The following is a 13,793-nucleotide window of genomic DNA, read 5'->3' as shown; positions in this document are numbered from 1 at the left end:
AAAATCGCTCGGATATAAAATCCGGGCGATCCAACTCAAACTAAAATATAACAGTAATACCATGCAAAGCTTAGCATGAATTGCGTGGTGTTTTCTCAACTGCTTTTGTTTTATTCTGTTTTTTAATTTTTAATTGACGATTACCAAATTTAATTGATAAAGTTGAGGACATAAGGGTCAAAAAATAGGTGTGGTATACGGGGTAGACAGCAATTATGCCGCACCAGGGCCCTTGTGATTATTCTTCCCGATCATATTTGATGATCCATGGATGTTGATACATTCGAAGCACAAAAACAGTACACTACAGATAATTAGATACGGCAGATAGTACAGGGATTTCGATGGTGACTACCGTTCCTCGACCTAGCATAGAATCTATAAACAACTTTCCTGATAATGACTTAAGTCGGTTTTTGATATTTTTGATACCAATACCTTCAGTAGTTTTGTTGGTATCAAAACCTAATCCGTCGTCTTCGAATAGTAGTTGAATAACATCATCATTTTTGTTGATGTAGATATCAATCTTTTTAGCTTTTGCGTGTTTCAACGAATTTGTAAGTAATTCTTGTACTATTTTAAACAACTCTTCGGTAAGATAAGGTTCAAGTTTATCAATTTCATTTTCAGGATAAGGATGAAAAGAGATATTGGAGTCACTCCCATTGGAAACATTATGTACGTACTCCCTTACCAGCGCTGTGATAGGGTTTTTTTGAAATTTCTTTGGCGTAAGGTTGTGGGAGAAATCTCGCACCTGATTATAGGTCTCATCTACCTGTTTGATGATGTTGACTTTTTGCTTGTCTGATTCAGAAATATTCGAAAGTTGTAATTTGATACTTGCCAAATTTCCTCCAATACTGTCGTGCAATTCCCGAGCGAGACGTTGACGCTCTTTGTCTTGCCCATCCATGGTTGCTTTGATAAGATTAAGTTCCTGATCCTTCATTAAACCATACACTTTTTGCGAGTTGACCTCTTCCTGAGATTTATTTAAGGCTATTTGCGTTTTTAATTTCTGAAAGTATACAAATAACAATCCCACGACCGGAAACAAAACCACCAGAAAACCTATCAGAAATGCTTTTTTAATTGTTCGCTGTTTCTCGATTTCTCCTTCTTTCAATAGTTGAGATTCTTTGAGAGCAAGAATTTCCTTTTCCTTTTGCAGGGTTTGATATTTAATTTCTAATTCTTGAACTACTTTTTTATTTTGGGCTTTTAGGATTTGATTAGAGATAGAGAGGTATTGCGTCATGAGGTTATACGCATTTTTATAATCCTTATTGGCAACCTTAAGATCTTTGAGGACCATAATTACATCTTCCTGGAGTTTTAGTTTATTCCATTGCACCGCATTGACGTATGCAGAGGATAGCACCATTTCGGCAATCTCAGAGTTTCCCTGACGGTAATAGGTGATCCCAATTCTAATAGCTGCTTCTATGTATAAATCGTAAAAGTTATTTTGAAAGGCCTCGTCTTTTACACTTAAAAAATACTGTAGTGCTTTATCGAGATTTTTTTCATGCAAATCGATACGCCCCAGCTTTAATTGAGTTTCTAAAGTTACTTTGTGATTTTTATGCAGGCTTAACTGTTCGAGCACTTCCTGATAGTAAAGTTTTGCTTTTTGAATGTCTTTTTTGAAAAAATAAACATCAGCCAAGTGCTTTTTTGCCAAAATACGAATCTCATCATCTTTAGTATTTTGCAGGCAAGCTTCAAAAATTGGTAGGGCAGCATCGTACTTCTCCTGATTCAGATATACTATACCTAGACCAAGTTGATGCGTATAATACATGGTACTCATTTTGGAAAGCGGAGAGGCGTTAATGCCATCTAGATAATGTTGCATAGCATCATCTAAGAGTCCTTTTTTAAGTTTCCCTTTACCCAGAATATCGTATGATTTGGAGAGATACAACTCTGAGTCGGTTAATTCATCTTTGTGGGATGTAATCTTTTCTTGTAGCAGTGTTCCGTAGTAAAGTATCGAATCGGTATTTCCTGCCTTAATATGAATTGCCGCTATGGTATCGATAATTTTTATTTTCCGAATCGCAGATTGGGCATTTTTGAGATCATCATGAAGCCGTTTGTCAACAGTATTTGGTGTTGTTCCAAAAACTGTATACCAGTCTTTTTTTTCATCTTGTGCCGTAGTAAAAAATGAAAACAATAAAAAAAAGATCCAACTATTCTTTCCCAAACCTTTAAAAATCATATAATTACCGTGTCTAAAAATAAGGAATTTTATTTTTCCTTATCATCATCATACCTGATAATCCAGGGATTAGCAGTAAAATAGTTCCATGGGGTGTTGGCCAGATCCACCTCGGGATCAATAAATGGCCTGCGCTTTTTACCGTTTACCGAAACACTACTTTTTACATATACCGAAATGTCTTTTCCTTCTTCGGCGTATATTTTTTTAAGACGTTGCGCAAATTGCCAGATGGCATCCGGTTTGGCCGCTACCGTTCGTAATTGCTTTTTGGATAAGTAGTCCTTTTTATTGATATATTTTCTTTCTGCCTTAGGATCCGCTTTGTCTACCACATAAAAATTAGTAATACCCGATCTCCCTCTCAACATCATACGCCAGCTCATACGGTGACCTTCTTCGGTCCACAGCACATCTCCTGGGATAAACCAATGCCGAACGGGTAAGACAATCTGTATCGCAAACCAAATTATAGCAACAGGAATCAGTATCTTTTTGTAAGAGGGTACAATGACTTCATTTTTGTCATAAAATTCTTTCTTTTTCATAAAAATGGCATGAATCCGCTCTTTGGAAAAGAAAAACACGGTAAAAGCCAGTGATAAATATGGAAAAATCCCAATTTGAAAGATGATCGAATTGAAAATATGAAAGAAAATACTGAAGAAGAATGCAGCTAATCGAGTCCTTCTCCATAAGAGAAGAGGAACAATAAGTAAATCAAATAAAATCCCAAAATAGGTAATGCTTACATGTGCCCAATGTCCTTGTAGCAGGTCACCAATAATAGGGTAGTATGCTCTACCCAACATCAGGTTTTTGGCAACACTATAGTCCAGCCAATCAGGGTATAATTTAGCTACCGAAGCATAGGTGTACACAATCCAAAGTTGTGCAATGATGGCCAAAACACACCATCGGGGCATGGATATTTTCTTTAGAGCGGGATTACGTTTTACGTCTATAGAAAAATAATTACCTGCAGGCAATACACTCATCATGATCAATAATAACAATAGGAGATAGTAATGATTGTTATACGAGGATTTTTGCATAAAATACACTCCAGCCCACATAATGGTATATGCTAGCATGCTCCATCGGTATTTAAACCCAACCATGACCAGAAGTCCAAAGATGCCCATTACTGCAAAATAGAAATACATGCCATTACCCGGTAGGGGTTGTAAAAAGTCAAGCCCGATAAAATTGAAGGTAAACTGAGGTTCGATCATCGTGCGGGTGATCCAACCGGTAAAGATGGCCCCAATCGCCTCTGCAGCAATCAGAAATCCAAAAAAGACTCTAAATATAATTAAGGCACTATTATCAATTTGAGTAAATAGCCAACGATTGATCATACCAAAGAATTTATGTATTCGCGAGAAAATTCTTCATCTTGTTGCATCGCTTCCTGAAGTTCCTCGACCGAATTGAATTTTTTCTCGTCTCGAATGCGTTTAAGCATTTCGATCTGTATTTTTTTATCGTATAAGTTGAAAGAAGCATCAAAAAAATGCGTTTCTATCGTTTGTTGCTCGCCATTTACGGTAGGATTTGTCCCGATATTCATCATTCCAAAATAGAGTTTGTTGTCGATTTTGGATTGCACCACATATACTCCCTTTTTTGGGATGAGTTTGTACTCTTCGGGGATGTGCAAGTTGGCTGTTGGATAACTTAATTTTCTTCCGAGTTCTTTTCCTCGTACGACTTTACCCGTAAGCATAAAGTTATAACCCAAATAGGTATTAGCCTTGATAATATCTCCATCGGCCAGTGCCTGTCGTATTTTTGTTGAGCTTATCGCTACATCATCAATATCCTGTTTCGAAATTTCTTCTACCGTAAAATCATTTTGAATCCCATAAGAAGCGAGATCGGTGATATTCGAATTGCGATTACGCCCAAAACGGTGGTCATATCCTATGATAACATGACGGATATTAAGCGCATCGATCAGCATTTGTTGCACATACTCTCCGGCAGTAAGTCTCGAAAACTCTTTGGTAAACGGATGGATAACCAAGTTGTCTAATCCGGTTTTTTCTAGAATTTGAATGCGCTCATCGATGGTATTGATCAACTTGATGTCGGAATCTTGTTGCAGCACCATTCTTGGATGCGGAAAAAAGGTAAGAACTACAGATTCTATTCCGTTAGTTTTTGCACTTTCTACCAGGCGTTCAATTATTTTTTTATGGCCAATGTGTACACCGTCAAAAGTACCTATGGTCACTACAGTTGGAGTTATATTGGTATATGTATCGGCGTTATGATATAGTTTCAAGAAGTAAAGTTTTTGAAGTATAAAATTACGGAAATGTTGGTATACATTTCTTTATTTTCCGTTAAAGATGTTCATCGTATTGGCTAAACCAGCCGTTGCAAACGACTTGATGAGTCCGATGCCTTTTTCAATTCGTTCGGGCATGGCGCTGTTTTCTTCTTCATTCCATTCGCCCAATACATAATCTACTTGTCGTCCTTTGCTAAATTCTGCACCTACTCCAAATCTAAATCTAGCGTATTTTGAGGTCCGTAGTTGTGCTTCGATATCTTTAAGCCCGTTATGTCCTCCTGCACTGCCTTTGGCTTTAAGACGGATCGTACCAAATGGAATATTGATATCATCGGTAACTACCAAAAGATTTTCTACCGGTACTTTTTCTTTTTCTAACCAGTAGCGAACGGCCTTACCGCTCAGATTCATATAGGTGTTTGGCTTTAAAAGAATAATACTACGTCCTTTATGTTTGTAGAGCGCAAGATCTCCTAACTTTTTGGTTTCAAAAGTTAGTGCTTCTTCTTTTGCTAGCGCATCTAGAATTTTAAAACCGATATTATGGCGAGTATTGTGATATTTGGGACCAATATTTCCCAAACCAGCGACAAGAAATTTTTTCATTGGATCTTCTTCCTGGATTTCTCTTTTCTCTTTTGAAAATAGTTTTCTAAAAACAGAAATCATATTGTTCTTTTTTTGGGTGAGGGATAGTAGTGATTACCCCGTAGATTATATGCCCTAGGGTTCAACATTGAGTCTGTCCAAGTGCTCTCGAAGGGCGAATAATCGAGGAGTAAAAACGGATAGCCCGACCGAAGTGCAACGGAGGGCACCCCTCAATAATCGTAACAAAAATAAAAAAAGCATCCCGAAATTGATCAGGATGCTTTTATACTTTATCAATGAGAGATGATTAAGCTTCGCTAGCAGCTTCAGTAGCTTCTGCAGCTGGTGCTTCACCTTCTTCTTCCTCTTCTTCTTCCGCAACCGCGTTACGAGAAGTTTTCACCTGGCAAATTACAGTGTTATCTGGGTGTAGAATCGTAAAGTCATCGCTTGCTACATCGGTTACATATAATTTGTTTCCAATTTTTAGCTCTGTGATATCTCCTTCGATAACATCAGGAAGGTTGGCAGCAAGACCTTTTACTTTGATACGTCTAAGGTTGAAACGCAATACACCACCATTTCTTACACCACGAGAGTTACCAACCGTTCTGAAAGGAATTTCCATAGTGATGGCCTTGTCGTCGAAGATTTGAACGAAATCGATGTGTAAAATTTTATCGGTTACAGGGTGAAATTGGATATCCTGTAAGATCGCGTTTATTTTTGTGCCATTATCCAACGCTACTACCACGGTATGAACGTCTGGAGTGTACACTAAGTCTTTGAAAGCAATTTCTGGAGCTGCAAAGTGTACAATAGTGTCTCCACCATAGATCACACAAGGTACCTGTCCAGCATTACGTAGGGCTTTAGTTGCTTTCTTGCCCACGCTTTCTCTTTGAGATGCGTTGATTGTTAATGATTTCATTTTAAAAATTTATATATTATTAATTTACATTATAAACTTAGAGCTGATCGACTCGTTATGGTGCACTCGGTGCATCACATCGGCAAATAAATTTGCACAGCTAACCACTCTAATTTTATCACTTTGTTGTTTTAGAGGAATCGAATCTGTTACGATTAACTCTTCTAGTTTTGAGTCATTTAATCGGTCATAAGCGCTACCTGATAAAATTGGGTGAGTACAAATCGCTCTTACACTTTTTGCTCCTCTTTCCATCATCAAATCTGCTGCCTTAGTCAATGTCCCCGCAGTATCTACCATATCATCTACTAATACTACATTCTTCCCGGTTACATCTCCAATCAATTCCATGTGCGAAATCACATTGGCTTTGGCACGTTGCTTATAACAAATAACTACATCGCTTTTTAATGCTTTTGAATAGGCGTAGGCTCTTTTGGAACCTCCCATATCCGGAGATGCAACAGTCAAATCATCCAGCTTTAGTGATTGCAAATAAGGCAAGAAAATCGTAGAAGCATACAGGTGATCCACTGGTTTTTCAAAGAATCCCTGAATCTGATCGGCATGTAGATCCATGGTGATGATTCTTGTTGCTCCTGCTGTTTCAAGCATTTTGGCAATCAATTTTGCAGCAATAGGAACTCTAGGTTTATCTTTTCTATCCTGTCGCGCCCACCCATAATAAGGTAATACTGCGGTAATATGTCTGGCTGACGCTCTTTTTGCAGCATCCAGCATCAATAGCATTTCCATAAGGTGATCAGAGTTTGGATGCGTAGATCCAATGATAAATACTCGAGATCCTCTTACCGATTCTTCAAAAGAAGGTTGAAACTCGCCATCGCTATATGTGGACGTAATCACATTTCCCAATTCTGCACCGTAAGCGGTTACTATTTTTTCTGCAAGTTCTGTACTTTGATTACACGCAAAAAATTTTGCTTCAGTGTTTACGGGTGGCATAGGGTAAAATGTTGTATTGTAATGAGTTAAAACTAACTTTTGAAAAACAAGGTGCAAATTTAAAAATTTATTTTAACTCTCCTGCTTATTTTATTACTTATTTGCTGGTAGGGAATAAATATTTTTTTAATTTTGCCGTCCAATTCAATACCAAATTGCTCAAGTGGCGGAATTGGTAGACGCGCTGGATTCAAAATCCAGTTCCTTCGGGAGTGTGGGTTCGATTCCCACCTTGAGTACAAAAATGGTCCTTTTGATTTTCAAAAGGACCGTTTTTTATTTTCTAGATGCTGCTATCTTCCAGTGAGGTAAAGATACCCTGTTTCTGTTTGGGTATTTCTGCAAAAATAGCTCCCCATGTGTTGAAAGATAAAATCATATTTTCGTAATAATAAACTCAGACCTTCTATTAAGCTGATGATCCGCTTCAGAGCAGGGTATATCATTCGTGCAATTGTTAATCAATTGAGTTTCTCCATACCCAATGGCACTTTCTATGCGATCGCCATTAATACCTTGTGATGCTAAATAGGCTTTAGTAGATTTAGCTCTGCGATCCGAAAGGGATAAATTATAATCATCAGGTGACCTGGAATCAGTATGAGATTCAACCTTGATTTTCATTTTGGGATATTGCGTCATTAGTAAGACTATTTTATTGAGTTCTATAGCCGCATCATTTCTGATAAAGGATTTGTCTAAATCAAAGTAAATAATCCCAATTTTTATTTTAAGTTGACCATTTTCTTCTACGATTAACTCATCTACGGTATCTAGGCCTAGAGGTACCTCTGTTTTACCGGTAATAGAGGAGGTTTCAAAATCTTTAGAATTTGAGGTGTATCCCTTTTTTATAGCGGTTACTTTATACTTTTCGGAGCAGCCTACAGGAGTAACAAAATTGTAATCACCATTTACTCCAGTGATCGCTTCCTCTATTTTCTCTCCATTTTTGGAGAAAAGACTGACAGTTACACCAGAAATTTTTTCTCCTGTTTTTACATTGGAAAGATATCCAAATACATTTTGGGTACACGTTTCAATAGGAGTACGTTCAAAAGAATAAATGTCATCATCCCCTTTTCCTGATTTTCTGTTTGAACATACAAAACCTGTATTAAGGTCTTCCTTGATTATAAACCCAAAATCATCTAGTTTACTGTTCAGAGGAGCGCCCAAGTTAATTGGGGTATTAAAAACATTTTCTATAACATAATCAGCTTGAAAAACATCTAATCCTCCTAATCCCAAATGTCCATCAGAGGCAAAATAAAGCCTGTTGCCAGTAATATAAGGGAACATTTCACGTCCATAGGTATTGATATCATTTCCTAAGTTACGTGGTTGAGAGTATTGGTCATTTTCCAGTATGTCCACAACAAAAATATCCGTAGCACCTATCGACCCTGGCATGTCTGACACAAAATATAACTGCTTTCCATCGGGGCTAACTGCTGGATGCCCTACAGAATAATCATCACTGTTGAACGGTAGCTCTTTTATATCCTCCCAAATTGTATTTCCGTCCTCATCTTCTTTTAAAACAGCACTATACAATTTGAGATGATTAACACCGTCCTGATCTCGTCCTAAATTGCCATCATAATTGTTTCTGGTAAAGTAGATTTTTCTTTCATCAAGAGAAAATGAAACCGTAGCTTCATGATATCGGGTGTTGATTTCTTCGCTAAACTCTTCGATCAGCGTTACATCGGTTTGCAACGGATTGATTCTACCCAAATACAGACTCAAGAAAGGTTGTTCATTCCAATGGTATCTTCTTTCTTCATAGTATGATGAATCTATGGCAGAAGAATATACTAGTTGATCTTTATAGTACATCGGTCCAAAGTCTGAATATTCAGTATTGATATCCAGATTTCTTAATGTAAATTGAGGTTCGATATCCAAGATATCCTCTACAGTGATTTTATTTTGTGAATATTTTTCAGCTCTGGGATCTTCATTTTTGGCTTTTTCAGAGAATTTTTTCATCCATTTTTTGGCTTGTTTATATTCTCCTATCCCTTGCAACGCATGGGCATATCTAAAAATATATTCGGCATCTACTTCTTTTGGATATTCTGAAATTAATCGATCATACCATTTATATGCTCCTTCCATATCCGTATTGAAGTAGTAGGCATCTCCTGCTTTCTGAAAGACTTCTGAAGATATATCACCTTGATCTATAGCGGATTCATATTCTTTGGCAGCTTCGATATACCACATTTTGTCAAATAAATCATCAGCTCGTTTGTATTTCTTTTGAGCGTTACCAACAAAAGTGCTAAGTACTATTATGCTTATTGTAAAAATATATTTCATTTGATTTATTTTAAAAGAACCTAGGTGATTTTAATCTCTTTTCAGAAGAAATAAGTTCAAAACGAACCATGATTTCATGACTACCTGTGGTAAATCGTTGTAACTCTGTAGTTGTGTAATCGTAGGCATATCCTATTAACAGTGTGGGAGAAACCTGAAATCCAGCTAAACCACTAAATGAATCATCCCATCTATATGCAGCACCTAATCTAAATTTGTCGTAGAACATAAAGTTTGCCGATAGATCAACTATTAATGGCGCTCCTACTACGTGTTTGAGTAAAAAGGCAGGTTTAAATTTAATATCTGTATTGATATCAAATACTAGCCCTCCAATTAAGAAAAAGTGTAAACGTTCTGATGCCAGTGATTGCTGAATATCATCATAATGTTGATCGGTAAAAAAGTTAGGAATGGAGATCCCTAAATAACTTCTTTCACTGTGCAAATATAAACCTGCACCAACCGTAGGTAGAAATTTATTATTGATATTTTGCTGAAATAGAATATCAGGGTTTTGAGCTTGTCCCCGTGTCCAGTCAATATTAAAAAGCCTTCCTCCACCTTTAACACCAAAAGATAGTTTATGAGTTAAAGAAGCCTGGATCGTATATGAAAAATTAACATCAAGATAAAACTCATCTGCAGGTCCTATTTGATCATTAATGACCGACAATCCTAAACCTACTTTTTTACCGATAGGAGAATCCAATGTAAATGTTTGTGTTCTTGGTGCGCCTTCGATCCCTACCCATTGAGAACGATGGATTCCTATGGCATTGAAGTTACCTCTAGATCCAGCATATGCAGAGTTTACACTTAGTGTATTGTACATATACTGCGTAAATTGTGGATCTTGTTGGGCATGTACACAAAATGAAAGGAATACAATAACAATCCCTATGTTTTTTCTAATGGCTGTATTCATTGCTTTCGTCAAATTTTTTATAAGTAGATCTTCTTTTTTTATATTTTTTCGCATCGATAGGTAGATTTATCTGTTAATGTATAACCATCCGGCTCGGGTTGGACTACCATTGCCTAAATCCAAAATGTAATAGTACGTTCCTACTGGAAGTTTTTCTTCAGTATATAAAACTGCTCTACCATTTGAAGTTCCGTCAAAAGAGTTATCATATCCCTCTTTTTGATATACGATATTACCCCATCTATTGTAAATGATAAGTTTGTTGTTAGGAAATCTATCAATACAATCGATAACAAAGGTGTCATTCACTCCATCATTGTTTGGAGAAAACTCATTGAATACGGTTAAACAAATTGTGTCTATAGTAACCTGATCTTCATCGTTGTCTGAGTTTGCATCAACCTGATCCAAAGAGATAAGGGAAGCAATATTCACGTAATCATCAATATCTAGGACTTCTACCGTTATTTCGAGCGTTTGAGAGCTGTTACCTGTAACTAAAGGAAGCGTCCATATTCCTGATACTTCATTATAAGTTCCTGAAGTAGCCGTCGAAGACTCAAATCGATAACCAGTAGGGAGTCGATCCAAGATTTCGATAGAGGTTGCGTCCAAAGACCCCAAGTTGTTAGCGGTTATAGTAAACACTATTACATCTCCAATGGCAGGATTAGGATCACTAACCGTTTTAGTAACTTGAATATCGGTTACAGGAGTTTCAATAAATGAACTGTCTTCATCATCTTCACTTTGATCTCCATCATCATTATTAGGGGTACTATTCGGATCAAATTGATCACTTGCGGTAATTTGAGCAATATTGAGATATTCTCCGTCCTCTAGAGTAGGGAGATTCACGGTTGCTTGATAGGTCACAAACAAACCACCTGTGTCTACAGTCAATCCTGTCCAATCAATAACATTGCCCACCAGAGTACCACCATTACTTATATTTGTGATATTACTGTATCCAATAGGTACAATATCCTGTACTGCAACTCCAGTTGCGATATCCGGTCCAGCGTTGTTTATCTGCAGTGTGAAAGTTATAACTTCACCAACATTTGCATTTACATTGCTTACCGACTTGTCTAAACTTAAATCTGCACGTTCTACAAATACTTGAATATCATCTTGGTCATTTTCAGAAAGATCATTGTTCCCTGGGGTACTGTTAGGATCTAATTGATCACTAGCTGTCACTTCTGCAACGTTGATATACTCGTTTGGAGTACCAGTTGGAGTATTTACTAATACATCTATAAATAGTGTTTGTGTTCTTCCGTTGGGGATAGTTCCTACATTCCATACCCCGGTGGTTTCATCGTATGTTCCAGAAGTAGCACTGAAGAGGATGAAATCGAATCCAATTGGGAGTTGGTCAACAACTTCTACGTTGGTTGCTACATCAGGACCATTGTTGGTAACCGTTATTTGGAATGTAATCTCGTCTCCAACATTTGGAGTAATATCATTATCCACTACTGTTTTTTCTAGTACTAAGTCTGCAATGGCATCCACTGGAGTGATCAATTGGTTATCTTCATCATCTTCGCTTTGGTCACCATCATCATTACCTGGAGTAGAGTCAGGATCCATAATATCTGATGCCGAAATTTCAGCAACATTTAGATAATCTCCGGTTGTATTCACCAAAACATCAATCAAGAGTGTTTCTGAAGTTCCACTAGCAATATTACCCAAGGTCCATATCCCAGTATTTTCGTCATAGCTTCCAGTCGATGAACTGAAAAGAATGAAATCAAATCCAGAGGGTAACAAGTCTGTAACTTCAACTCCGGTAGCATCTTGCGGCCCGTCATTTGATACTGTAATCTGAAAGGTAATTTCTGTTCCGATTGCAGGCATAGTATCTCCATCCACAACTGTTTTAACTAAAGATAAGTCAGCACTAGATGCAACAGGAGTAACTATTGCATTGTCTTCATCATCCTCACTTTGATCACCATCATCATTGTTTGGTGCCGAATCCGAATCTAACACGTCTGATGCTGTTACTTGAGCAATATTTAAATAGTCGCCTGTTGGATTTACTAAAGCATCAATTAATAAGGTTTCTGAGGTCCCGTTAGCAATGTTACCAACAGTCCAAATACCGTTAGTTTCATTATAACCACCAACGGTAGAACTAAATAAAACAAAGTCGTAGCCTGAAGGTAGCAGGTCGGTCACTTCCACACCAGTGGCATCCTGTGGTCCATCATTTGTAATGGTAATCTGAAACGTAATTTCGGAACCAATAAGCGGAGTAGTGTCCCCATCTACAACAATTTTGGTAAGCGAAAGATCAGATATTGGAGCGACTGGAGTTACAACTGCATTGTCTTCATCATCTTCACTTTGATCTCCATCATCATTGTTAGGAGCAGAATCAATATCAAAAACATCAGAATTTGTGATCTGAGCTACGTTTAAATAATCTCCTGTTGGGTTCACCAGTACATCTATCAGTAAGGTTTCCGAAGTACCACTAGCAATATTACCAAGAGTCCAAATACCAGTAGTTTCGTTATAAGTCCCTTCTGTTGAGCTGAAAAGGACGAAATCGTATCCGGAAGGCAATACATCAGTAACTTCTACCCCTGTAGCATCTTGAGGACCATCATTAAATACCTGTATTTGGAATGTGATTTCCTGTCCTATTAATGGAGTTAAATCACCATCAACTACTGTTTTTGTTAAAGATAGATCTGCTGTTGCTGGCGGTATAGTAATGGCATCTTCATCATCATCAGGTATTCCATCTCCATTATCGTCTACAGTTTCGTCTGCTGTAGGATCACTATCAGGATCAAACTGATCACTGGCTGTAATTTGCGCTGCGTTGGTATAGTTGACTCCAACTCCAGGAGCGTTAACCGTTGCGGTATAGGTAAGTGTTACGCTACCGTTATTAGCAGGTACGCTAAGTGTTGTCCAGTTTGCTGTATTATTCGGAATGTCTGCTGTACCAGGAGCTGCTACACTCACCAAGGTAAACCCGTTAGGCAATATGTCTTCTACGGCTACACCCGTGGCAGGATCTGGACCGGCATTAGTTATCACTAAGGTAAATGTTACTGTATCTCCAACATTAGGGCTTGTATTATCAATACTTTTAGCGATACTTAAGTCCGCTGCTTGTGGGGTTACTACTGCTGTATCTTCATCATCATCCGGTATTCCATCACCGTTATCATCTACGGTATTATCCGTAGCAGGATCACTATCGGGATCAAACTGATCACTATCAGTTATGAGTGCTACATTTAGATATTCATTGGCAGTACCCGTTGGTGCATCTACGGTTGCATCAAAAGTAAGTACTAGTGGAGTCGTTGTAGTTACTGCTTGCGACGCCCATGTGATTGTTCCTGCAGTTTCACTACCTGGAGCACTGATGTTTGTGATATTACTATATCCATCTGGTACGATATCTTGTATATCGACTCCTGAGGCATCATCCGGTCCATCGTTGGTAATGGTAAGAGTAAAGGTAACGACCTCCCCTACG

Annotated in this window: 9 protein-coding genes and 1 tRNA gene; 1 reads left to right on the top strand and 9 read right to left on the bottom strand. The window is 37.8% G+C overall.

Annotation, left to right across the window (positions count from 1 at the left end; all coding sequences use genetic code 11):
- Positions 1–304: 304 nt before the first annotated feature.
- The 6 genes from BUE24_RS22535 to BUE24_RS22510 form a co-directional block, all read right to left on the bottom strand.
- Positions 305–2,233 carry an ATP-binding protein gene (locus tag BUE24_RS22535; RefSeq protein WP_073321676.1) on the bottom strand — a complete coding sequence of 643 codons (1,929 nt, stop codon included), beginning with the start codon at positions 2,231–2,233 and terminating at the stop codon, positions 305–307.
- A 29-nt stretch (positions 2,234–2,262) separates the two neighbouring features.
- Positions 2,263–3,594 carry an HTTM domain-containing protein gene (locus BUE24_RS22530; protein ID WP_073321673.1) on the bottom strand — a complete coding sequence of 444 codons (1,332 nt, stop codon included), beginning with the start codon at positions 3,592–3,594 and terminating at the stop codon, positions 2,263–2,265.
- Positions 3,591–4,523: a bifunctional riboflavin kinase/FAD synthetase gene (locus BUE24_RS22525; RefSeq protein WP_073321670.1), complete on the bottom strand. Its 933-nt coding sequence runs from the start codon at positions 4,521–4,523 to the stop codon at positions 3,591–3,593. The genes BUE24_RS22530 and BUE24_RS22525 overlap by 4 nt, the downstream gene beginning before the upstream one ends.
- A 51-nt stretch (positions 4,524–4,574) precedes the next feature.
- Complete coding sequence (pth, locus tag BUE24_RS22520) at positions 4,575–5,204, bottom strand: aminoacyl-tRNA hydrolase (RefSeq protein ID WP_073321667.1); 630 nt, start codon at positions 5,202–5,204, stop codon at positions 4,575–4,577.
- Positions 5,205–5,433: 229 nt separating this feature from the next.
- Positions 5,434–6,057, bottom strand: coding sequence for a 50S ribosomal protein L25/general stress protein Ctc (locus tag BUE24_RS22515; RefSeq protein ID WP_073321664.1), 624 nt, complete (start codon positions 6,055–6,057; stop codon positions 5,434–5,436).
- Between the two features lie 24 nt (positions 6,058–6,081).
- Complete coding sequence (locus BUE24_RS22510) at positions 6,082–7,023, bottom strand: ribose-phosphate pyrophosphokinase (protein ID WP_073321661.1); 942 nt, start codon at positions 7,021–7,023, stop codon at positions 6,082–6,084.
- 157 nt (positions 7,024–7,180) lie between these two features.
- Here BUE24_RS22510 and BUE24_RS22505 point away from each other — a divergent pair.
- Positions 7,181–7,262: transfer RNA gene (locus BUE24_RS22505), tRNA-Leu, on the top strand.
- Between the two features lie 136 nt (positions 7,263–7,398).
- On the opposite strand, the gene BUE24_RS22500 is transcribed toward BUE24_RS22505, so the two are convergent.
- From BUE24_RS22500 to BUE24_RS22490, 3 genes are all read right to left on the bottom strand, one after another.
- On the bottom strand, positions 7,399–9,351 hold the full coding sequence (locus tag BUE24_RS22500) for an OmpA family protein (RefSeq protein ID WP_073321658.1): 1,953 nt from the start codon (positions 9,349–9,351) through the stop codon (positions 7,399–7,401).
- 10 nt (positions 9,352–9,361) lie between these two features.
- Entirely contained in the window at positions 9,362–10,279 is a 918-nt protein-coding gene (locus tag BUE24_RS22495) for a PorP/SprF family type IX secretion system membrane protein (protein ID WP_084549672.1), read from the bottom strand.
- A 66-nt stretch (positions 10,280–10,345) separates the two neighbouring features.
- A partial coding sequence (locus BUE24_RS22490) for a T9SS type B sorting domain-containing protein (protein ID WP_139242093.1) occupies positions 10,346–13,793 on the bottom strand: 3,448 nt, incomplete at its 5' end.

The organism is Aquimarina spongiae, assembly GCF_900141785.1.
In the GTDB taxonomy this organism is placed as follows: domain Bacteria; phylum Bacteroidota; class Bacteroidia; order Flavobacteriales; family Flavobacteriaceae; genus Aquimarina; species Aquimarina spongiae.
Note: the sequence above shows the minus strand (reverse complement) of the source record. Positions and strands in the feature narration are given on the sequence as shown.

Bases quoted from the DNA above. Each gene is read 5' to 3' on its own strand.
- BUE24_RS22535 (WP_073321676.1), bottom strand. From the start codon at position 2,233: ATGATTTTTAAAGGTTTGGGAAAGAATAGTTGGATCTTTTTTTTATTG.
- BUE24_RS22530 (WP_073321673.1), bottom strand. From the start codon at position 3,594: ATGATCAATCGTTGGCTATTTACTCAAATTGATAATAGTGCCTTAATT.
- pth (WP_073321667.1), bottom strand. From the start codon at position 5,204: ATGATTTCTGTTTTTAGAAAACTATTTTCAAAAGAGAAAAGAGAAATC.
- BUE24_RS22515 (WP_073321664.1), bottom strand. From the start codon at position 6,057: ATGAAATCATTAACAATCAACGCATCTCAAAGAGAAAGCGTGGGCAAG.
- BUE24_RS22510 (WP_073321661.1), bottom strand. From the start codon at position 7,023: ATGCCACCCGTAAACACTGAAGCAAAATTTTTTGCGTGTAATCAAAGT.
- BUE24_RS22500 (WP_073321658.1), bottom strand. From the start codon at position 9,351: ATGAAATATATTTTTACAATAAGCATAATAGTACTTAGCACTTTTGTT.
- BUE24_RS22495 (WP_084549672.1), bottom strand. From the start codon at position 10,279: ATGAATACAGCCATTAGAAAAAACATAGGGATTGTTATTGTATTCCTT.